We start from the raw sequence: 19,815 nt of genomic DNA, 5'->3' as shown, positions 1-19,815 counted from the left end.
AAGCTGACCGGTCTGTCAGAAAATTCGCGAAAGCAACGCTGTTACAGCCGTCTCCACACGTAGGATCCTATCCCCCAATTGCACAGGCTCCAGGCCAGCCTTGCCCAGCAGCTCGACTTCATAGGGGATCCAGCCGCCCTCCGGGCCGATCGCCAGCGTCACCGGGCCTTCAACGGCTCGTGGGCAAGCGAGGTAGGGGCCGGGATGTCCGACCAGGCCGAGGGTGCCAGCGGCGATGGCGGGCAGGCGGTCCTCGACGAACGGCTTGAAGCGCTTCTCGATGATGACCTCGGGCAACACGGTGTCGCGGGCCTGCTCGAGCCCGAGGATGAGGTTCTCGCGAATGCTCTCGGGGTTGAGGAATGGCGTCTGCCAGAAGCTTTTCTCGACCTTGTAGCTATTGACCAGGATCAGCCGTGGCACGCCCAGGGTGGCGACCGTCTGGAACAGCCGGCGCAGCATCTTCGGGCGCGGCACGGCCAGCACCAGTGTCAGCGGCAGCTTGGCCGGTGGTGGCTGGTCGAAGGCCACCTGCAGTTCGGCTTCGTGATGTTCGAGGCGTACGACCTCGGCCTTGCCCATCAAGCCGTTGACGCGGCCCACCCGCAGGCTGTCGCCCACCGTCACGCGGTGGATCTCCTGCATGTGGGTGAAGCGGCGATCAGCCAGGACAACGCGGTCGGCCGCCACGAAGTCGGCCTCTTCAAGGAGCAACAGGTTCACGGTTGGGTCGCAGGGGGCTGGTCGTTGTGGTCGTTGCCGGTTTCTTCGTGCGTGTGGCTGCGCTTGCGGATCAGGCTGCCGCACAGCACGCCGACCTCGAACAGCATCCACATCGGCACGGCCAGCAGGGTCTGGGAGAAGATGTCCGGCGGGGTGAGGATCATGCCGACCACGAAGCAGCCGATGATCACGTACGGGCGGATCTTCTTCAGGTACTGCACGTCGACCACGCCGATCCACACCAGCAGCACCACCGCCACCGGGATTTCGAAGGCGACCCCGAAGGCGAAGAACAAGGTCATGACGAAGTCGAGGTAGCTGGAAATGTCGGTCATCATCGACACGCCTTCGGGCGTGGCGCTGGCGAAGAAGCCGAAGATCAGCGGGAACACCAGGAAATAGGCGAAGGCCATGCCGGCGTAGAACAGGAAAATGCTCGACACCAACAACGGGATGGCGATGCGCTTTTCATGGCGGTACAGGCCGGGGGCAATGAAACCCCAGATCTGTTGCAGGATGAACGGGATTGCCAGGAACAGCGAGACGATCATGGTCAGCTTGAACGGCGTCAGGAACGGCGAGGCCACATCGGTGGCGATCATCGTCGCGTTGGCCGGCAAGTGCTCGCGCAGCGGCGCCGAGACCAGGGTGTAGATCTGCTGGGCGAAGGAGAACAGCCCGGCGAAGATCAGGAAAATGGCGGCGACGCAGCGCAGCAGGCGGGTGCGCAGCTCGGTCAGGTGCGAGACCAGCGGCATCGGCTGGTCGGTTTCCGGATTCTCGCTCATGGGGCTCGCGGCGGTTGTGGCGGTTCGGAGGATGGTGCTGCGGCCGGCTGCGCGGGGGCGGCATCGGCGGCAGGTGCGGCAGGCATTTCAGCGTTGGCCGGCGGCTGCGCGGGTGGCGCCAGGGGGTTGAGGATGCGCTTGGCCTCCTGCTCCATCTGCAGGATGTGCTCGTTGTGCAGCTGGCGACGGATGTCATCGGCGCCGATCTCGCGCTCGACCTCCATCTTGATCGCGTTGAAGCTGCGCTTGAGGCGACCGATCCACAGCCCGGCAGTGCGCGCGGCTCCCGGCAGGCGCTCAGGGCCGAGCACCAGCAGGGCGACCAGGCCGACGAGCAGCAGCTCGCTGAAACTGATACCGAACATGGGTCAGTCTTTCCGCTGCGGCTCTTGAACCGGCTGGGCCTGGCCCTCGATGGTGTGGCCCTGGGCCTGCTGCGCGGTGTTCTGCACAGGCGGAACGGGCTGCGCCGGCGGTGGGGCCTGCTCGGCCGGCTTGGCTTCTTCTTCGTTCATGGCCTTGCGGAAGCCCTTGATCGATTCGCCCAGGTCGCTGCCGAAGTTCTTCAGTTTCTTGGTGCCGAACACCAGCACCACGACGACCAGCAGGACGATCCAGTGTTTCCAGTCAAAAATACCCATTTCGTACTCCTGAAAAATGTATGTCAGCCGGAACCGGCGCTATCGCGGGGCAAGCCCGTTCCTACAAATATGCGCGGTCAGGCCTGGGGCTGACGGGCGGCCTTCTCGTCATGGCCGGAAAGGCCGAAGCGGCGCTCCAGTTCGTCGAGCACCGCCTGCGGATGCTGGCCCAGCGCGCTGAGCATGACCAGGCTATGAAACCACAGGTCCGCGGTCTCGTAGATGACATCGCTGTAATCCTTGCTGACGGCGGCATCCTTGGCGGCAAGGATGGTCTCGATGGACTCTTCGCCGAGTTTCTCGAGGATCTTGTTCAGGCCCTTGTGATGCAGGCTGGCCACGTAGCTGCTGTCGGGCGCCGCGTGCTTGCGTTCTTCCAGCACCTCGGCGAGGCGGTCTAGCGTGTCGCTCATGTCAATGCCCTGCGCTATAGATGGCGTCCGGATCCTTGAGGACCGGATCGACGATTTTCCACTGGCCGTCTTCGAACACGCGATAGAAGCAGCTTTCGCGGCCGGTATGGCAGGCGATATGGCCCAGTTGCTCGACCATCAGGATGATCACGTCGGCGTCGCAGTCCAGGCGCATTTCGTGCAGCTTCTGCACATGGCCCGACTCTTCGCCCTTGCGCCACAGCTTGCCCCGCGAGCGCGACCAATAGATGGCGCGATGCTCGGCGGCGGTCAGGGCGAGGGACTCACGGTTCATCCAGGCCATCATCAGCACGCGCCCGGTCTTGTGGTCCTGGGCGATCGCCGGTACCAGGCCATCGCTGTTCCACTTGATCTCGTCCAGCCAGTCTTTCATCGTCGACTCCAAACCGGGCCCGCTCCCGTACCGGGCCCCTGTGCGCTAGTGTGCCAGCCAGCGACGCGGCTGGCTATCGGCGCACGATCAGGTACAGGCCCGCTGCCAGCATCAACCACGCGGGCCAGGCGGCCGGGGCGCTGAGGCTGACCGCACCGGCCGCCAGGGTGGCGCCACCACCGAGCAGTCCGGCGCCAAGCAGGCGCAGCGCCCAGTTGTCGCCGGCGCGGCGGCGCTCGGGCAGTTGCGGGTCGTGCAGGTGCGGTTGCGACAGGCGTTCGAGCAGGTCGCGGGTCATGTCGGCCAGGTGCGGCAGTTGCTCGGCCTGGCTGTAGAGGTTGCCGATTACCGCTTTCGGGCTCATGCGCTCGCGCATCCAGCGTTCGAGGAAGGGCTTGGCGGTGCTCCACAGGTCCAGGTCGGGGTAGAGCTGGCGGCCCAGGCCTTCGATATTGAGCAGGGTCTTCTGCAGCAATACCAGCTGTGGCTGGACCTCCATGTTGAAGCGTCGGGCCGTCTGGAACAGGCGCATCAGCACCTGGCCGAAGGAGATGTCCTTGAGCGGCTTTTCGAAGATCGGCTCGCAAACGGTGCGGATCGCCGCTTCGAACTCGTTGACCTTGGTCTGCGCCGGTACCCAGCCCGAATCGATATGCAGCTGGGCCACGCGGCGGTAGTCGCGCTTGAAGAAGGCGATCAGGTTGCGGGCCAGGTAGTCCTGGTCCTCGGCAGTGAGGCTGCCGACGATACCGCAGTCGATGGCGATGTATTGCGGGCTCCACGGCTTGACCGTGCTGACGAAGATGTTGCCGGGGTGCATGTCGGCATGGAAGAAGCTGTCGCGGAACACTTGGGTGAAGAACACCTCGACGCCGCGCTCGGCCAGCATCTTCATGTCGGTGCGCTGGTCGGCGAGCGTCGCCATGTCGGTGACCGGCACGCCATAGATACGCTCCATCACCAGCACCTTGGGCCGGCACAGGTCCCAGTAGACCTGGGGTACGTACATCAGCTCGGAGCCTTCGAAGTTGCGCCGCAGCTGGCTGGCATTGGCGGCCTCGCGCAGCAGGTCGAGTTCGTCGTAGATGGTCTTTTCGTAGTCGCCGACGATTTCCACCGGGTGCAGGCGACGGGCATCGGCCGAGGCGCGCTCGGCGGCCTTGGCGATCAGGAACAGCCAGGCCAGGTCCTGGGCGATGACCGGTTTCAGGCCTGGGCGCACCACCTTGACTACCACTTCCTCACCGCTCTTCAGGCGTGCGGCGTGTACTTGGGCCACCGAAGCCGAGGCCAGCGGCTCAACGTCGAAACGGCTGAACACCTCGCCCACCTTGGCACCGAGCTGTGCTTCGATCAGCGCCACGGCGTGCTGCGGGTCGAAGGGTGGCACGCGGTCCTGCAGCAGCATCAGCTCGTCGGCGATGTCGGTGGGCAGCAGGTCGCGGCGGGTGGAGAGCAACTGGCCGAACTTGATGAAGATCGGTCCCAGGTCCTGCAGCGCCAGGCGCAGGCGTGCGCCGCGGCTCAGCTCCAGGGACTTGCGCGGCAACCAGCGCCACGGCATCAGCAGGCGCAGGCTGGCCAGCCACCAAGGCAGCAGGGGTTGTTCGAACAGCAGGTCATCGAGGCGGTAGCGGATCACGACGCGCTGGATGCGCAACAGACGGCGGACGGCGAGCAGCTTCATGCGTTATCGCTGGTATCAAGAGTGTGGGCGAGGCGGCGCAGGCGTGCCTCGAGGCGTTCGATATCGACCTTCAGCGTATCGAGTTCGCTGAATGCCGCTTCGGCTTCGCGTTTGCCGACCAGGGTACGCGATTCCTCGGCAAGGTACTCGGACAGATTCTCGCCGAAGCGGGCCAGGCCCTGGCGGGTCCAGCGCGCGCGCAGGCGCAGGTGGCCGGCGATCAGCGCGGTGGGCACCGGCCCCAGCCAACGCTGCAACTCGTGTTCCCAGTCCAGTTCCAGGTCCTGCAGGATGCCGAACAGGTCGAGCAGTACGGCGCTGTCGCCATGCAGCTCGACCTGGGGGCTGTGCAGTACCGCGGTCTTGTCTTTGGCCAGCGCCAACTGCGCCAGGCGCCCGGCGGGGGCGCGCAGGGTGCAGTCGACCTCGCTTTCCCAATGGGCGGCAAGCATCAGGCCTTCCTCGTCGGGCAGCACGAACAGCTTCAGGGCCGGCTGCACGCAGTCGATCTCGATCACCTTGCCTTCCAGCGCCGCCAGGCGCGGGAGGGCGGTGCTGTCCAGGCGCAGGACACGGTTGAGCCCGTGCTCGACGCTGGCGAGCAGGCCGGCCAGGAGCATCAGGGCTTGATCCCCCGGTGCACGGCGACGATGCCGCTGGTCATGTTGTGGTAGGTGACGCGGTCGAAGCCGGCCTCGACCATCATGCTCTTGAGCGTTTCCTGGTCGGGGTGCATGCGGATCGATTCGGCCAGGTAGCGGTAGCTTTCCGAGTCGTTGGTGATGAGCTTGCCGGCCAGGGGCATGAAGGCGAACGAGTAAGCGTCGTAAGCCTTGGACATCAGCTTGTTGGTCGGCTTGGAGAACTCCAGGATCAACAGGCGGCCACCGGGCTTGAGCACGCGCAGCATGGAGCGGATGGCCGCATCCTTGTGCGTCACGTTGCGCAGGCCGAAGGCGATGGTCACGCAGTCGAAGTGGTTGTCCGGGAACGGCAGTTTTTCAGCATCGGCCTGGACGAATTCGATATTGCCGGACACGCCGCGGTCGAGCAGGCGGTCGCGGCCGACCTTGAGCATCGATTCGTTGATATCGGCCAGCACCACCTGCCCGGTCGGGCCGACCAGGCGCGAGAACTTGGCGGCCAGGTCGCCGGTGCCACCGGCGATGTCCAGTACCCGGTTGCCGCTGCGCACCCCGGACAGCTCGATGGTGAAGCGCTTCCACAGACGGTGCATGCCGCCGGAGAGCACGTCGTTCATCAGGTCGTACTTGGCGGCCACCGAGTGGAAGACCTCGGCGACTTTCTTCGCCTTCTGGCTCTCGGGAACGTCCTGGTAGCCGAAGTGGGTGGTGGGTTCGGCGTGGTCGCCTTTGCGCTGGTCGGTCATATCGCTTCACCAGAAAAAAATTACGGCCATTCTAGGGGCTACGGGCGGATTTGTCTTGGCGGGGTGTGTCATGCAAAGGGGGCGGGCATAATGGCGATTATGTCTTCATATCCAGGATCACCCGCATGACCCAGATCAGCGTCGAACGCAAACACACCCTCGGCCGTGAAGCCGCTCGCGCCAAGGCGCAGGCGCTGGTGGACAAGCTGACCCGCGAATACGACCTCAAGGCAAGCTGGAGCGGTGATCGTGTCGATGTGAAACGCAGTGGCGCCAACGGCAGTGTGCACATCGGTGAGGACACCATCCGTGTCGAGCTCAAGCTGGGCATGATGCTGTCGATGATGAGCGGCACCATCAAGGGCGAGATCGAGCGGGCGTTGGACAAGGCGCTGGCCTGACGCCCGCTGCTGTCAGTTGTCGGGGAACGGGATCAGGTCGTCGATCTGCTCCAGACGTAGATCACCTCTATAGATCTCATTGCGCTCTGCCGGGGCCAATGCACGTTCCAGGCGCTCGTCGCGACTCATGGCGTCCGGGAACTTCAAATGGCCTTTGGCGAAGCGCCGGGCATCGACATTGGCAGTGGTGTAGTGGAAATGCGCTTCCCAGAGCTTCTGCCTGGGTTGCAGGCGATAAATGTCATACACATCCAGAAAATCGTTGGCCTTGAGCTTCTTGCGGCTTCGGGTCAGCTTGATCTCGATTTCGCCCGCCTCCACCAGGAAACGCAGGGCTTTGCTATCCGGCTGCAGGGTGCCAAGGTAGGCGATGGTCAAGAGCCGTTTCTTTTCTGCCTGTACCTCGGCAATCGCCTGATCCAGCCTGGTGGCGAGTGAGTGCCCTTGATCCGGGCCGTTACGCAAATCCTTTGCGGTGTTGGCCATGTCCTGAATGTAGAAATCAAGCTGGTCTGCCAGGTCGTTAGGGCCCTTCAGATGGCGGGAGGCGTGGGCGACCCTGGCATTGTGCTGAGCTAAAAGGTCGGCGCCGGTGCGGCGCAGGCGAGCGTAGTCGGGTGTCGGCGGGCTTTGCGTTACAGCTTTCCAGCAATCACCTTCAGGCTGATAGCGCGCAATGGTCTGTCCTGTCAGCGGATCGACCTGCACGGCTTCGCTGCCTTCCTCGGCCTGTTCGACGACCAGTGATGTGCCGCGGGTGGTGCGGATCACTTTGCGTCTCACTGGACGCACCTTGTGCGTCAGGGGCGGTTCGAGCACTGCCTCCTGCGTATCCGCGGCGGCAGAAACATGGGCAAGGTCATTCTCGGCCAGCGTTATCAGTGCGTTCAGCTCAGTGATGTATTCATTGAGCCTGCTGCTGTCCATCGCCGGAATATCCCCGGATAGTAAATATTCGGCATTGCTCCGTGACAGTTTGTATTCGCGCAGCGCGCTCTCCAGCGGCTCCTTCTGTGCTTGCGGCTCCAGGCGGGCAGCGGCCAGGCTGTCGTGGCTCAGCAGCGCTTCATGGAGCTGTTTGCTGCGCAAGGTCTTTTGCAAGAGCAGGATGGTTTCGAAGTTTTCCGCGGTCAGCTGGTCTCGCTTCACCACCAACTGATACAAGTCGCTCAGGATCTGGGCTCGAACGATCAGTGTGGAGTATCGCCGGCTGGTGATGATGCGATCGAGCATCTTGCGTTTGCCCGAGAACTGGACCTGCCCATCTGCCAGAGCCTCGCTGAGGTCCTGGTCAAGCCGTTGGCTGGCGTTGAATAGGCGTCTATGGGTACCCAGCGTTGCCTCGACGTTCTTGCTGAACTCCAGATACAGCGCTGCCTGCTGCTGGCCGAAAGGCAGTTGCTGGAGCCGACGCGACTGGTCTTTGAGTGTGTCGTAGTCATTCATTTCGAGCAGGCGGCGAAAATGTTGCAGGTCGGCGGTCAGCAACTGTTCCGACCACTGGCCACGGGCAAAGGATGCGGCGGCCTTGGGGTCGAACCTGGCGTATTTGGGGTCGCTCATACTGGCGTACAGCTGCACCTGGTCCTTTATCAGCCCGGCCTGTTTTTCGAAGGTGCGTGCCAGTACATCCAGGTTCACCCGTGCCTCGTTGCGCAGCGTCCGTAGTGCCTGCCGCTGTATCTGCAGGTCTTCCGGCAGGTCGTCGGGGGCGACGCCGGGGTAATCGTTCAGAGCCTGCTCGAATGCCAAATGGGCTTCGTCATACGGTTTCACCCGCTCAAGATAGCGCTCGACGAACGTTTCCGTGCTGGTGAGTTTTTGGTCATTCGCCATTCGGCGTTCCTGCATTGCCTTGAAGGCCTGCTTTTTTTCATCGATCAACGCCTTTGCCGTTTTTGGCATGTCGTCTGGCATGCCGCCTGGCATGTGCAGGTTCAGCATCCATTCGCCATTCCAGCGCTCCAGCCAAGGACCGCGGCTGCGTTCGCGGCCGACAATGTAGTACCCGTCAGGCTCCGCCCCCCAGGTTTGCGACCATTCGCTCTGGCTGACCTCCGGGCCAATGATGCGCATGCCGCTCCAGCTCTCCTCAACTTCATAGGCGACATCCTGCAGTTTTACGTAGTAGCGGTCGTCCACCTTGTACAGGCCGCGCATGCGGCTGCTGGCCAGCGCACTGTGTTCGTTCAGGCTGACATGGGCGCGTAGCGTGACGAGGGCGGCACGGGCTTCGCGGGGCAAGTTGCCGAGCCGCTGATCGTGACCCCATTGTCTGACGTTGAGCGCTGCAGGCTTGGGTTGCTCGATGGGGGCTTGCCAGGTTTTTTGCTCAGGTTGCTGCTTTGTGGTCGCGCCGCAGCCACGCCGTGGCCTGGGCTGCAGCGCCAGCTCAGGTTCGACGTGGGTTGGGCTGGAGCCGTGGACCAGCAGCATGGCCAGGTTCAGCAGTATGTCGGCTGTGGCGAGCACCTTTTCTCCGCTGCTTCCTTTGGTCAAGGCTGTCAGGTCATCCTTGATGCTGAGCAGGGCTGTCACCAGCCAGGCGATCAGGCCTGCAGGCCCACGCAGGAGCGGCGTGACCGTGTTGAATGCCAGCCAGGCGAATTGCACGACCATCGCCCAGCGTTGTTGGGCATTCGAGGTGCTCTGGCGTGAAGCCAGTAACAGAAGCACGTCGGCCCTGGCCTGAAACATCGACCTGTCCAGGTCGCCGGTCGGTGGAGTGAAGGCCAAAGTGGCCGGTGCCCTCAGGCGTTCGATCGCCTCGGCGGCCAGCTCGGAACCGGGCCCCAGCAAGTGCGCCAGTTCAGTCAGGCCACTGTGCAAGTGCGGATGAGTGAAGCCATCATCGGCATAAATGGGGCGGGCTTCGTCATCCAGCCAGGCGAGGATGTCCTGCTGCAGGCGCTGCTCAGTCCGGATTGCTGCCATCAGGTGCCCTTGGCTTTCGAACTGCCTGACAGCCTGCGCGGCGTTCAAGGGCCGGTAGAGTATCCAGGCCTCTGTGGCGGGGACGTGGATGACGAACATGCCATGCACCCGGTTGGCCTTCGGGCCACCCGGGACGCTGTTGAATGACAGCGGAGCCAGGCTCAGCGATGCGCTGGCGTGGGCTTTACGGTGGCAAAAGTCTGCAACGACCTGCCAGGTTCGCTCGCTCAGCTGGCCACCGATCTTGGCCTGTAGTGCGCTCAGCAGCAGGGCTGCACGCCATTCTTCGGCGAAAAGCTGGCGGTGTTTGTCGGTGTCGTTGCCCTTTTGCAACTGGTCGTGAACAAAGGGCGGATACTGGCCACCGACATCCACGGCAGCGATCAGTGCATCGACGTAGTCAAGGTCCAGCCAGCTGCTCAGCGCCTGTTGATCGGCCAGTTGGATGGCTGAAGCTACCTGGCCGCTGCCCAAGGGCAGGCGTGAAATGGCCAGTTCGGTCAGGCTGATGGTTTTCAGGTACTCAAGCCTCGCCGGCCCCTCGGAGGACACCTGCACCACCTGCGAAACGGTGATCTGCACCTGGTCAGGGTGGCAAGGCGGCTCGGCCGGGTGGTCATTGCGCATGTACTCGCGTAGGCGGCGAACCGTGTACTGCTGCAAGTCTTCGATTCCGTCCAGGGATGACTCACCCTGTTTCAGCATTTGCTGCGCCGACAGATCCAGCAACGCCATGTGGTACTGGAATCGATCCGTCAGCGTGGCGTTTTCCAGCCAGTCAGGGAGGGGGATCGCGGGTGTCCATTGCTCGAGCTTGAAGGAGGCCGGGAATGTTGATGAAGGATCGCTCAGCAGGCTGTAGGCCTCTTCCAGATCGCTTGTCTGTTCGATTGCATCAAGTTGCACGCGGTCAATCTGTTGCAGCATGGCGTTGAGCAGTTGCCTGGCCTGATAGCCGAACGGGTCTTCGGCCAGGGCCGTGCAGGCCCAGGACATCGTGTCGAACACATGGCGCTCGGAGAGCTCGTCGCGCAGGGCGACTGCAAAGGCCGCGAGCTCGGTGAAGCCACGTACGGTGCCAGAGGGCTTGCACCACAAGATCAGGTCGCGCGCCTCTTTTTTGCCCGTGATGAGCAGGTCCGGCAGTACCAGATGAACCGTGCTGCCCGGGTTGCCGAGTGAGGCTTGCACACCCTGCACGTTGGCCGACGTATCGGATTGAGCGAGCATGGCGTACAGCAAGGCCTTCTGGTCACTGTCCAGGCCTTGGCGCTCGAGCGTGCCGAGCAGTGCGGCCTTCAGCACCTGCTGCATCCAGCGCAGACGGGTCACATCCGAGTCACCCTCGCGGCTGTTCCAGAAACTGACCTGTGCTTGTTGAAATCTCTCGCAGAGAATCGCAAGGACATCGTCGTAATCCGTGTTCAGGTCGGCCATGCGAATGTCGATGGTCGGCGCGTCGTTCTGAGGACGAAAGATGGCCGGCGGGTTCAGGCTGAACTGGTCCGTGGGCTTGAGTGCCATGGGCTGGCCCGTGAGGAAATGCTCAAGCAAGGTGTCGACCAGGTTGCCTGGTTGTGCCGCGGGTTCTTCATCCTGGCCAGGCAGGATGCTGAAGTTTTTTACCGATTGCAGTTCTGGGTGGTTCTTGCGGATCCACGGATAGCGTGCGGCGAGTGCGTCGAAACCCGCGGCGGCAACGACCTCACGCAAGCTTGGGCGGTGGGCGAACTGCATCGCTACCCGTTGCCGGAACGATGTCGCTGGCGAGGTAGGTGGCTGGGGCATGGCGAAGGCTCCGGAAAAAGGGAGCCGAATTCTGGAGTGCCGGTCTGCAGCCTCTGCGGTAGATACATCAGTGTGGCGATCTTAGGGTGAAGATTCTAAATCCTGCCCCTACCTTATGCTCAAGCCCAAACTTCATGGGCGGTTCTCCTCCACTCATGAGCATGAGGTACAGAGCATGGCCAAAGTGACTGTGAAGAAAAAGGACGACGCCCAGAGTACGCTGGGCGAAGTGCGCGGCTACGCGCGCAAGATCTGGCTGGCTGGGATCGGCGCTTATGCGCGGGTCGGCCAGGAAGGCTCCGACTACTTCCATGAGCTGGTCAAGGCCGGCGAAGGTGTCGAGAAACGTGGCAAGAAGCGCATCGATAAAGAGCTTGATGCTGCCAACCACCAGATCGACGAAGCCGCTGAAGAAGTCAGTCGCGTACGCGGCAAGGTAGAGATCCAACTGGACAAGATCGAAAAAGCTTTCGACGCACGGGTGGGGCGCGCCTTGAATCGCCTCGGCATTCCGTCTAAACATGACGTTGAGGCGTTGTCCATCAAGCTTGAACAGCTGCACGAGCTGCTCGAGCGCGTCGCGCACAAACCATAAGGAGAGCAGGATGGCTGGCAAGAAGAACACCGAGAAAGAAGGCAGCTCCTGGATCGGCGGAATCGAGAAGTACTCCCGCAAGATCTGGTTGGCTGGCCTGGGTATCTACTCCAAGGTCGACCAGGACGGTCCGAAGCTGTTCGATTCGCTGGTGAAGGACGGCGAGAAGGCCGAGAAACAGGCGAAGAAAACCGCCGAAGACGTGGCCGAAAGCGCCAAGTCGTCGACCAACTCGCGAGTGTCGGGCGTGAAGGATCGCGCGCTGGGCAAGTGGAGCGAGCTGGAGGAAGCCTTCGACAAGCGTCTGAACAGCGCCATCTCGCGCCTGGGCGTGCCCAGCCGCAATGAGATCAAGGCCCTGCACCAGCAGGTTGATTCGCTGACCAAGCAGATCGAGAAACTGACCGGTGCCTCGGTCACCCCGATCTCCAAGGCCAGCGCCAGCAAGACGGCCGCCAAGCCATTGGCCAAGGCGGCCGCCAAGCCTGCGGCCAAGACCGCTGCGGCAAAACCTGCGGCGAAAACCGCGGCGGCCAAGCCTGCGGTCAAGGCTGCGGCCAAGCCTGTAGCGGCCAAGCCCGCTGCCAAACCGGCAGCAGCCAAGAAACCTGCCGTGAAGAAAGCGGCGCCGGCCAAGCCTGCCGCAGCCAAGTCCGCCGCACCGGCGCCTGCAGCCACCGCAGCCCCGGCACCGAGCGCGGCTCCGGCCAGCAGCACCCCGTCGGCACCGGTGAACGCGGCCAACCAGGCCTGATACCGGGTCGTACTGCTCGCGGGGCAAGCCCGCTCCCACGAAGCCTGCACAGGACTCGCGGGAGTGGGCTTGCCCCGCGATCGTTTCAGCCTTCCAGATACCTCATTGCCAACTGCTCCGCCGCCATACGCGCCGGGGCCTGCAGATGTGGCGCCACCAGCATCATCACCTGGTACACCACCACGCCGACATCGCCCTCTCGGCCAAGCACGCGCTGATAATCAAGCGAGCACATCAGGGTCAGGGTGATCTGTTCCACCAACTGCCCCAGTGCCTGGGTCTCGCTGGTCACCTGGCCCTGTCCCTTGAGGCTGGCCAGCAGTGCGGCCAGGGTGCGCTTGAGAGCGTTGATCAGGCTGCGCATGCCCCGCGCCAGCTTGGGCAGACGCCCGGTGAGGTTGGACAGGTCCTGGAACAGGAAACGGTACTGGGCCATGCGTTCGACGATCAGGTGCAGGAACAGCCAGTAGTCCTCGGCATCCAGGCGTACGTCCAGCGGCGGGTCGAGCAGTGGCATCAATTGCTCTTCGAAGCGTTCGAACAGGCCGATCACCAACGGCTCCTTGCCGTGGAAGTGGTAGTACAGGTTGCCTGGGCTGATCCCCAGTTCGTTGGCGATCTCCAGGGTCGAGACGTTCGGTTCGCCCTGGCGATTGAACAGCTGCAAGGCACATTCGAGGATACGGTCGCGGGTCTTCATCCGGTCAGCGTGCCAGTACGTAGCTGCCGGGCGCGGGGCCCAGCGTTGGATAAGTGGTGCTGCCCAGGTCGTCGCGTGGGGTCCTGAGCGTGCCGGAGCGCTGCAGTATCCATTCCAGCCACAGGGGCCACCAGCTGCCGTCGCGGCGTTGGGCGTCGTGGAACCAGGCCCGCGGGTCGCTGGAGAGCTTGGGGTTTTCCAGGTAGTAGGACTTTGGGTTGCCGGGCGGGTTGATGATGCTCTGGATATGACCGCTGTTGGCCAGAATGAAGCGCCGGTCGCCGCCGAGCAGCAGGGCCGAACGGTACACCGCGTCCCAGGGGGTGATGTGGTCGTTGCTGCCGGCCACGGTGAAGCTGTCCAGCCCGACCTGCGTGAGGTCGATCGGTGTACCGCACACCTCAAGGCCTTCGGGGAAGGTCAGCGGGTTGAGCTTGAAGAAATCCAGCAGGTCGCCGTGCAGCGCGGCCGGCAGGCGCGTGCTGTCGGCGTTCCAGTAGAGGATGTCGAAGGCCGGCGGTGTCTTGCCCATCAGGTAGTTGTTGACCCAATAGTTCCAGATCAGGTCGTTGGGGCGCATCCAGGCGAAGATCCGTGCCACCTCGCCGCCGTCCAGTACGCCGCGCTGATAGGAGCGGCGCTTGGCCGCCTCGATGGTCTGTTCGTCGGCGAACAGGCTGGCGGGGCTGTCGAACTGGCTGTCGAGCAGGCTCACCAGGTAAGTGGCGCTGCGTACCTTGCGCAGCTGCTTCTTAGCTTGCAAGTGGCCCTGCAGCGCGGCCATGGTCAAGCCGCCGGCGCAGGCGCCCATGAGGTTGGGGTCGCGGTTGCCGCTGATGCTGCGGCAGGCGTTGAGCGCTTCCTCCAGGGCCTGCACATAGCTGGACAGGCCCCACTCACGGTGACGGGGGTCGGGGTTGCGCCAGCTGACCATGAACACCTGCAGGCCCTGCTTGAGCATGTACTGGACGAAGCTGTTGGTCGGGCTCAGGTCGAAGATGTAGAACTTGTTGATCTGCGGCGGTATCACCAGCAGCGGCCGGGAGTACTGTTTCTCGCTCATGGGCTTGTACTGGATCAACTCCAGCAGCTCGTTGCGAAACACCACGGCGCCCGGGGTCGCTGCCAGGTTGCCGCCAACCTCGAAGGCCCGTTCGTCCACCTGCCGTGGCAAGCCGTCGTTGTGGCGCAGGTCGTCGAGCAGGTGGCTGATACCGCGCAGCAGGCTCAGGCCGCCGGTGTTGAACAGCTCCTTGACCGCCAGCGGGTTGAGCAGCGAGTTGCTGGGGGCGAAGGCGTCGCTGACCAGGTTGAACAGGAACTGTGCCCGGGCGCGGTCGTCGTCGGCCAGGCTGCTTTCCTCGATCCACAGGCGCGTCTGCTTCTGCCAGGCAAGGTAGGCCTGCAGGCCGCGGCGGTAGAACGGGTTCTGGCTCCAGGTCGGGTCGCTGAAGCGTGCGTCACGCGGGTGGGGCTGGTAGGGGCTGTCGCCGATAAGCACGCGCCCCAGCTGGCCGCCCAGGCTCAGCAGGTGATGCGCGGTGTGCAGCGGATTGCGCAGGCCGATCCGGCCGACCTGGCGCAGGGTCGAGAACAGGTCGCGACCGCGCAGGCCGGTAATGGCGTTCTGCACGTTCATGCTCGTGGCGGGGACCGGTGTCGATCCTCTGGCCGGTTTATCCTTCATGCCAACACTCCTTCGTCAGATCCATTTCCGCGTTGGCCTTGGTGCGGGTAAAGCTACTCCTGCAGGTTCGCATCACCTGCCTGGGAGTGCCCGCAAAGGCCCGTGCTGACGCAATAAAAAGCCTTCCTACCCCCGTGCCGCTGGCCGAGGGTGCATGACCGCGCGTTGGCGTTCTTGCTCGAGGAATTTCATGATGATCGGTGCGACGGCCTCGGCCCGGGTGATCAGGAACAGGTGGCCATCATCGATTATGTGTAGCTGGGCATTGGGAATCCGCCAGGCCAGCAGGCGCATGTTGATCAGCGGGATCAGCGGATCGTCGTCGCCGGCCAGCACCAGGGTGGGCTGGTGGATCTTGTGCAGCCAGTGGATGCTGGTCCAGCCGAGCCCGGCGAACAGTTGCCAGTAGTAGCCCAGCTTGCCGCCCGAACGCACCTTCGAGGCATGGTGCATGGCCAGGTCCGGATCCCGGCGAAAGCCGCCGCCATAGATCAGCGGCGCGATGCGGATCACATGGGAGGGCTGCACGTAGCGCCGTGGGCTGGCCATCATCCACAACACCTTGGGCTTGCCCGGTACCATCACCGCGCCGGCGGCGGTGGCGGCCAGCACCAGTTTCTTGCAGCGTTCGGGGTAGTCGTGGGCGAACTGCTGGGCCAGGGCGCCGCCCCAGGACACGCCGATGACGTTGACCTGGCCGTAGTCCAGGTAGTCGAGCATCCTTGCAGTCAACTTGGCCAGGCCGGGAAAACGGTAGGGGTGACGGGGCGTGGACGAGCCGCCCACCCCGGGCACGTCGAAGGCGATGACCTCCAGGTCCGGGTCCAGGGCCTCGATGAATGGAAACACCAGCTCGAGGTTGGCGCCGATGCCGTTGAATATCAGCAGCGGCGTCAGGTGGGGCTTGCCCGGGCGGACCGCAGTGCGGATGGACTGGTCGTCCAGCTCGACGGTCCTGAAGATGTACGGTTGCGGCATGCGCGTGACTCTGTGGTGAAAGTAGCGCCGCGCTGCGCCAGCAGGCGCACCACGGCGGTTCGGCTCAACGCTCGTGCACGTATGTTCCCGGTGCGGCCTCGCCCGCGGTATAGGCGCGGTTACCCAGCCGTGTAGGTGCCTTCTTGAGTTCGCCGGCGCGCTCACCCAGCCAGGCCTGCCAGTGCAGCCACCAGGAGTCGGCATGCTTGACCGCGTTCTCCTGCCAGGCCACCGGGTCGTCCGGGCGGTCTTCGCCGGTCATGAAGCGCGCCTTGGGGTTGCCCGGGGGGTTGAGGATGCTCTGGATATGGCCGCTGTTGGACAGCACGAACTCGATCTTGCCGCCGAACAGGTGTGCCGAGCGGTAGCACGACTGCCACGGGGTGATGTGGTCGGCGGTGCCGGCAACGCTGTAGATGTCGCAGTCGACCTGCTTCAGGTCGATGGCCGTGCCGCACACTTCGAGGGCGTTGGAGCGGATCAGCGGGTTGTTCTTGAACATCTCGATCAGGTCGCCGTGGAAGGCGGCCGGCAGTCGGGTGGTGTCGTTGTTCCAGAACAGAATGTCGAACACCGGTGGCTCGTTGCCGAGCAGGTAGTTGTTGACCCAGTAGTTCCAGATCAGGTCGTTGGGGCGCATCCAGGCGAACACCTTGGCCATGTCGCTGCCTTCCAGCACGCCGGACTGGTAGGAGTGGCGCTTGGCCGCTTCCAGGGTTTGCTCGTCGACGAACAATGCCACCTGGGTGTCGACAGTGGTGTCGAGCACGCTCACCAGCAGGGTCAGGGCATTGACCTTTTTCTCGCCGAGGGCGGCGTAGTGGCCCACCAGCGCCGTGCAGGTGATACCGCCGGAGCAGGCACCGAGCATGTTCAGGTCCTTGCTGCCAGTGATCGCCAGCACCGCGTCGACGGCTTCCTTGAGTGCGTCGATGTAGGTGGACAGGCCCCACTCGCGCTGGGCCTTGGTCGGGTTGCGCCAGCTGACGATGAAGGTCTGTTGCTGCGAGCGCAGGCAGAAGCGCGCCAGGCTCTTTTCCGGGCTCAGGTCGAATACGTAGAACTTGTTGATCTGCGGCGGCACCACCAGCAACGGGCGGCTGTGCACCTGCTCGGTGATGGGGCTGTACTGGATCAGCTCCAGCACATCGTTGCGGTACACCACCGCGCCTTCGCTGGTGCCCAGATTCTTGCCGACCTCGAAAGCCTCCATGTTCACCTGGCTGGGCATGCCGCCGTTGTTGACGATGTCCTTGGCCAGGTTGGACAACCCGTCGAGCAGGCTCTTGCCGCCGGTCTCGAAGAAGCGTTTGACCGCGGCCGGGTTGGAGAGGGTGTTGGTGGGCGCCATGGCCTCGGTCACCAGGTTGATGACGAACTGCCCGCGGCTGATGTCCTGCGGCGACAGGTCACTCTCGCTGATCCAGTCGTTGAGTTCCTTGCGCCAGGCGAGGTAGGTCTGCAGGTAGCGGCGATAAAGGGGGTTTTTGCTCCACGCCGGGTCGCTGAAGCGACGGTCGTCGCCTTCCGGTTGCAGGGCCGACTTGCCCAGTAGGACGTTCTTCAGCTCCAGGCCGAAGTGCGCCACGTGCTTGGCGCTGTGCAAGGGCTGGCGCATGGCCTGGCGTAATACCGTGCGTGCCGATGTAAGTAGATCCTTGCGGCGAATGCCGATGACCGGGTTCAGCCCCAGGGTGTTTTCCGAGGCCTGCCGCTGCAACTCATCGTTGTTCTTGTTACTCATCTACGACGCTCCGTTGTCCTGAGACGAGTACCGGTGTGCTGTGACAGCCCGGTACTGCTACTCGGGTGACCAGTGATAAGGAACAGCGGTGCTGCGACCGGATGCGTGCCGATGATGAGCTGCGGGGGTTTCTGCGTGTGAAGACAACCTGCTTTCGCTCGCGACCTCTACATACCGGCCTGGCCCTGCCTGCCCGGAGGCGATGCAGGGAACTTGCCAGCTCCATTGGTTACCCGACTTTCGTGTAATGCGCAAGACAGCCAATCTTTGGCAGTCATCCAGGCATTCAAGCAGATGAGATTAGAAAATGCGCTCTAAAGCTTGCGGGGCTTGAGCTAGAGCATCAATTTCACTACCGATTCGGACGGGTCGCGGGATTTGCCGGCCTTGTGCAATTCGTCGAGGTAGTCGGCCCATAGCTGCTCCTGGCGCAGGCACAGCTGCTCGAGGTATTCCCAGGTGAACAATCCTGAGTCATGGCCGTCGTCGAAGGTCAGTTTCAGTGCGTATTGACCAGCCGGTTCCAGGCCGCTGAGGCCGACGTTGATCTTGCCGAATTGCAGGATGGGATTGCCGTGGCCCTGGACTTCGGCGGAAGGCGAGTGCACGCGCAGGAACTCGGCGGGCAGGTGGTAGACCTCGCCGGGGGCGTAGGTGAGGGTAAGGGTTCTGGAGGCTTTGTGCAGGTTGATGGCGGTGGGGAGGCGGGCCATGGGTGACTCTCTCTTTGGCTTCAAGCTGCAAGCTTCGAGTGATTCCAGGCATTGTGCAAGGGGGCCGCAACGCGGCCCCCTGCGGTCTTACAGGATGTAGCGCGACAGGTCTTCGTTTTGCGCCAGCTCACCCAGGTGGCTGTTGACGTAGGCGGCGTCGATGTGGATCGGCGACTCGTCGTGGGCGCTGGCCAGGTCGCCGGCGCTGAACGACACCTCTTCGAGCAGGCGCTCGAGCAGGGTGTGCAGGCGGCGGGCACCGATGTTCTCGGTTTTCTCGTTGACCTGGTAGGCGATCTCGGCCAGGCGCTTGAGGCCCTCGTCGGCGAACTCGATGTTCAGGCCCTCGGTCTTGAGCAGGGCGCTGTACTGCTCGGTCAGCGAGGCGTGCGGTTCCTTGAGGATGCGCTCGAAGTCTTCCGGGGTCAGCGCCTTGAGCTCGACACGGATCGGCAGACGGCCCTGCAATTCGGGCACCAGGTCGCTCGGCTTGCTCAGATGGAACGCACCGGAGGCGATGAACAGGATGTGGTCGGTCTTGACCATGCCCAGCTTGGTATTGACGGTGCAACCTTCGATCAGCGGCAGCAGGTCGCGCTGCACGCCTTCACGGGAGACATCGGCGCCGCCGACGTTGCCACGCTTGGCAACCTTGTCGATCTCGTCGATGAACACGATACCGTGCTGCTCGACCGCTTCCAGGGCCTTGGCCTTGAGCTCTTCCTCATTGACCAGGCGGCCGGCTTCTTCGTCACGGACCATCTTCAGCGCGTCCTTGACCTTGAGCTTGCGTGCCTTGCGCTTGCCCTTGCCCATGTTGGCGAACAGGCTTTGCAGCTGGTTGGTCATCTCTTCCATACCGGGTGGCGCGGCGATCTCGACACCCATGCTTTCGGCGACTTCGATCTCGATTTCCTTGTCGTCCAGCTGGCCTTCGCGCAGGCGCTTGCGGAACAGCTGGCGAGTGTTGGAGTCGCTGCTGCTCTGCTGGGCTTCCTCGCTGAAGCTGCTGACCCGCGCCTGTGGCAGCAGGGCGTCGAGGATGCGGTCCTCGGCGGCGTCCTCGGCGCGGTGGCGCACGCGGACGATCTCCTGCTCGCGCAGCATCTTCAGCGCGGCGTCGGCCAGGTCGCGGATGATCGATTCGACGTCACGGCCGACATAGCCGACCTCGGTGAACTTGGTCGCTTCGACCTTGATGAACGGTGCGTTGGCCAGCTTGGCCAGGCGGCGGGCGATTTCAGTCTTGCCCACGCCGGTGGGGCCAATCATCAGGATGTTCTTGGGGGTGACTTCGGCACGCAGCTCGGCGGGGAGCTGCATGCGCCGCCAGCGGTTGCGCAGGGCAATGGCGACAGCGCGCTTGGCGTCGTCCTGGCCGATGATGTGGCGGTTGAGTTCGTGGACGATTTCGCGTGGGGTCATGGACATGATGTATGGGGTCCTCAAGCACAGTGATCAGTGTGGAAAAGTCCCGCTGCGAGC

At 63.4% G+C, this 19,815-nt stretch carries 19 protein-coding genes; 3 read left to right on the top strand and 16 right to left on the bottom strand.

Annotation, left to right across the window (positions count from 1 at the left end; all coding sequences use genetic code 11):
- Positions 1 to 15: 15 nt before the first annotated feature.
- From ACQ4OD_RS00345 to ubiE, 9 genes are all read right to left on the bottom strand, one after another.
- Positions 16 to 723, bottom strand: a complete 708-nt coding sequence (locus ACQ4OD_RS00345; RefSeq protein ID WP_139674035.1) for a 16S rRNA (uracil(1498)-N(3))-methyltransferase — start codon at positions 721 to 723, stop codon at positions 16 to 18.
- Positions 720 to 1,511, bottom strand: a complete 792-nt coding sequence (gene tatC / locus ACQ4OD_RS00340; protein WP_139674032.1) for a twin-arginine translocase subunit TatC — start codon at positions 1,509 to 1,511, stop codon at positions 720 to 722. Before tatC ends, ACQ4OD_RS00345 begins: the two co-directional genes overlap by 4 nt.
- Positions 1,508 to 1,876: a Sec-independent protein translocase protein TatB gene (gene tatB, locus ACQ4OD_RS00335; protein ID WP_198755093.1), complete on the bottom strand. Its 369-nt coding sequence runs from the start codon at positions 1,874 to 1,876 to the stop codon at positions 1,508 to 1,510. Before tatB ends, tatC begins: the two co-directional genes overlap by 4 nt.
- Before the next feature lie 3 nt (positions 1,877 to 1,879).
- On the bottom strand, positions 1,880 to 2,152 hold the full coding sequence (locus ACQ4OD_RS00330; RefSeq protein ID WP_102682249.1) for a twin-arginine translocase TatA/TatE family subunit: 273 nt from the start codon (positions 2,150 to 2,152) through the stop codon (positions 1,880 to 1,882).
- Positions 2,153 to 2,229: 77 nt separating this feature from the next.
- Complete coding sequence (locus ACQ4OD_RS00325; RefSeq protein WP_139674022.1) at positions 2,230 to 2,565, bottom strand: phosphoribosyl-ATP diphosphatase; 336 nt, start codon at positions 2,563 to 2,565, stop codon at positions 2,230 to 2,232.
- Between the two features lies 1 nt (position 2,566).
- A complete protein-coding gene (gene hisI / locus ACQ4OD_RS00320; RefSeq protein ID WP_023632585.1) occupies positions 2,567 to 2,959 on the bottom strand; it encodes a phosphoribosyl-AMP cyclohydrolase in 393 nt (130 codons plus the stop codon).
- 73 nt (positions 2,960 to 3,032) lie between these two features.
- On the bottom strand, positions 3,033 to 4,646 hold the full coding sequence (gene ubiB, locus ACQ4OD_RS00315; RefSeq protein ID WP_139674020.1) for a ubiquinone biosynthesis regulatory protein kinase UbiB: 1,614 nt from the start codon (positions 4,644 to 4,646) through the stop codon (positions 3,033 to 3,035).
- Positions 4,643 to 5,266, bottom strand: a complete 624-nt coding sequence (locus ACQ4OD_RS00310; RefSeq protein ID WP_110702134.1) for a ubiquinone biosynthesis accessory factor UbiJ — start codon at positions 5,264 to 5,266, stop codon at positions 4,643 to 4,645. The genes ubiB and ACQ4OD_RS00310 overlap by 4 nt, the downstream gene beginning before the upstream one ends.
- Positions 5,266 to 6,036, bottom strand: a complete 771-nt coding sequence (gene ubiE, locus ACQ4OD_RS00305; protein ID WP_023632556.1) for a bifunctional demethylmenaquinone methyltransferase/2-methoxy-6-polyprenyl-1,4-benzoquinol methylase UbiE — start codon at positions 6,034 to 6,036, stop codon at positions 5,266 to 5,268. The genes ACQ4OD_RS00310 and ubiE overlap by 1 nt, the downstream gene beginning before the upstream one ends.
- Before the next feature lie 125 nt (positions 6,037 to 6,161).
- On the opposite strand from ubiE, the gene ACQ4OD_RS00300 reads away from it, so the two are divergent.
- The gene (locus ACQ4OD_RS00300; protein WP_139674017.1) at positions 6,162 to 6,437 is read left to right on the top strand and encodes a polyhydroxyalkanoic acid system family protein; all 276 of its coding nucleotides are present in this window, start codon (positions 6,162 to 6,164) and stop codon (positions 6,435 to 6,437) included.
- Positions 6,438 to 6,449: 12 nt separating this feature from the next.
- Here the strand turns inward: ACQ4OD_RS00300 and ACQ4OD_RS00295 are convergent, their stop codons facing one another.
- On the bottom strand, positions 6,450 to 11,108 hold the full coding sequence (locus tag ACQ4OD_RS00295) for a hypothetical protein (RefSeq protein WP_430943689.1): 4,659 nt from the start codon (positions 11,106 to 11,108) through the stop codon (positions 6,450 to 6,452).
- A 226-nt stretch (positions 11,109 to 11,334) separates the two neighbouring features.
- Between ACQ4OD_RS00295 and ACQ4OD_RS00290 the strand changes: the two genes are divergently transcribed.
- Entirely contained in the window at positions 11,335 to 11,754 is a 420-nt protein-coding gene (locus ACQ4OD_RS00290; protein WP_139674012.1) for a phasin family protein, read from the top strand.
- Between the two features lie 10 nt (positions 11,755 to 11,764).
- A complete protein-coding gene (locus ACQ4OD_RS00285) occupies positions 11,765 to 12,508 on the top strand; it encodes a phasin family protein (protein WP_102682241.1) in 744 nt (247 codons plus the stop codon).
- An 85-nt stretch (positions 12,509 to 12,593) separates the two neighbouring features.
- Here the strand turns inward: ACQ4OD_RS00285 and ACQ4OD_RS00280 are convergent, their stop codons facing one another.
- The 6 genes from ACQ4OD_RS00280 to hslU form a co-directional block, all read right to left on the bottom strand.
- Positions 12,594 to 13,208: a TetR/AcrR family transcriptional regulator gene (locus ACQ4OD_RS00280; protein ID WP_046853913.1), complete on the bottom strand. Its 615-nt coding sequence runs from the start codon at positions 13,206 to 13,208 to the stop codon at positions 12,594 to 12,596.
- 4 nt (positions 13,209 to 13,212) lie between these two features.
- Entirely contained in the window at positions 13,213 to 14,895 is a 1,683-nt protein-coding gene (gene phaC / locus ACQ4OD_RS00275) for a class II poly(R)-hydroxyalkanoic acid synthase (protein ID WP_430943688.1), read from the bottom strand.
- Between the two features lie 126 nt (positions 14,896 to 15,021).
- The gene (phaZ, locus tag ACQ4OD_RS00270; RefSeq protein ID WP_038706927.1) at positions 15,022 to 15,873 is read right to left on the bottom strand and encodes a poly(3-hydroxyalkanoate) depolymerase; all 852 of its coding nucleotides are present in this window, start codon (positions 15,871 to 15,873) and stop codon (positions 15,022 to 15,024) included.
- Positions 15,874 to 15,937: 64 nt separating this feature from the next.
- The gene (gene phaC, locus ACQ4OD_RS00265) at positions 15,938 to 17,617 is read right to left on the bottom strand and encodes a class II poly(R)-hydroxyalkanoic acid synthase (protein ID WP_046853916.1); all 1,680 of its coding nucleotides are present in this window, start codon (positions 17,615 to 17,617) and stop codon (positions 15,938 to 15,940) included.
- A gap of 335 nt (positions 17,618 to 17,952) precedes the next feature.
- Positions 17,953 to 18,330, bottom strand: a complete 378-nt coding sequence (locus ACQ4OD_RS00260) for a gamma-butyrobetaine hydroxylase-like domain-containing protein (protein ID WP_102682239.1) — start codon at positions 18,328 to 18,330, stop codon at positions 17,953 to 17,955.
- A gap of 87 nt (positions 18,331 to 18,417) precedes the next feature.
- Positions 18,418 to 19,761, bottom strand: a complete 1,344-nt coding sequence (gene hslU, locus ACQ4OD_RS00255) for an ATP-dependent protease ATPase subunit HslU (RefSeq protein WP_102682238.1) — start codon at positions 19,759 to 19,761, stop codon at positions 18,418 to 18,420.
- Positions 19,762 to 19,815 lie beyond the last annotated feature (54 nt).

Origin of the sequence: Pseudomonas sp. WC1 (assembly GCF_050586565.1) — a bacterium.
GTDB lineage: Bacteria > Pseudomonadota > Gammaproteobacteria > Pseudomonadales > Pseudomonadaceae > Aquipseudomonas.
This window is presented reverse-complemented; position numbering and strand designations above follow the sequence as displayed.

Excerpts from the sequence above, each read along its gene's own strand:
- tatC (WP_139674032.1), bottom strand. The coding sequence starts at position 1,511 with ATGAGCGAGAATCCGGAAACCGACCAGCCGATGCCGCTGGTCTCGCAC.
- tatB (WP_198755093.1), bottom strand. The coding sequence starts at position 1,876 with ATGTTCGGTATCAGTTTCAGCGAGCTGCTGCTCGTCGGCCTGGTCGCC.
- ACQ4OD_RS00330 (WP_102682249.1), bottom strand. The coding sequence starts at position 2,152 with ATGGGTATTTTTGACTGGAAACACTGGATCGTCCTGCTGGTCGTCGTG.
- ACQ4OD_RS00325 (WP_139674022.1), bottom strand. The coding sequence starts at position 2,565 with ATGAGCGACACGCTAGACCGCCTCGCCGAGGTGCTGGAAGAACGCAAG.
- hisI (WP_023632585.1), bottom strand. The coding sequence starts at position 2,959 with ATGAAAGACTGGCTGGACGAGATCAAGTGGAACAGCGATGGCCTGGTA.
- ubiB (WP_139674020.1), bottom strand. The coding sequence starts at position 4,646 with ATGAAGCTGCTCGCCGTCCGCCGTCTGTTGCGCATCCAGCGCGTCGTG.
- ACQ4OD_RS00310 (WP_110702134.1), bottom strand. The coding sequence starts at position 5,266 with ATGCTCCTGGCCGGCCTGCTCGCCAGCGTCGAGCACGGGCTCAACCGT.
- ubiE (WP_023632556.1), bottom strand. The coding sequence starts at position 6,036 with ATGACCGACCAGCGCAAAGGCGACCACGCCGAACCCACCACCCACTTC.
- ACQ4OD_RS00300 (WP_139674017.1), top strand. The coding sequence starts at position 6,162 with ATGACCCAGATCAGCGTCGAACGCAAACACACCCTCGGCCGTGAAGCC.
- ACQ4OD_RS00295 (WP_430943689.1), bottom strand. The coding sequence starts at position 11,108 with ATGCAGTTCGCCCACCGCCCAAGCTTGCGTGAGGTCGTTGCCGCCGCG.
- ACQ4OD_RS00290 (WP_139674012.1), top strand. The coding sequence starts at position 11,335 with ATGGCCAAAGTGACTGTGAAGAAAAAGGACGACGCCCAGAGTACGCTG.
- ACQ4OD_RS00285 (WP_102682241.1), top strand. The coding sequence starts at position 11,765 with ATGGCTGGCAAGAAGAACACCGAGAAAGAAGGCAGCTCCTGGATCGGC.
- ACQ4OD_RS00280 (WP_046853913.1), bottom strand. The coding sequence starts at position 13,208 with ATGAAGACCCGCGACCGTATCCTCGAATGTGCCTTGCAGCTGTTCAAT.
- phaC (WP_430943688.1), bottom strand. The coding sequence starts at position 14,895 with ATGAAGGATAAACCGGCCAGAGGATCGACACCGGTCCCCGCCACGAGC.
- phaZ (WP_038706927.1), bottom strand. The coding sequence starts at position 15,873 with ATGCCGCAACCGTACATCTTCAGGACCGTCGAGCTGGACGACCAGTCC.
- phaC (WP_046853916.1), bottom strand. The coding sequence starts at position 17,617 with ATGAGTAACAAGAACAACGATGAGTTGCAGCGGCAGGCCTCGGAAAAC.
- ACQ4OD_RS00260 (WP_102682239.1), bottom strand. The coding sequence starts at position 18,330 with ATGGCCCGCCTCCCCACCGCCATCAACCTGCACAAAGCCTCCAGAACC.
- hslU (WP_102682238.1), bottom strand. The coding sequence starts at position 19,761 with ATGTCCATGACCCCACGCGAAATCGTCCACGAACTCAACCGCCACATC.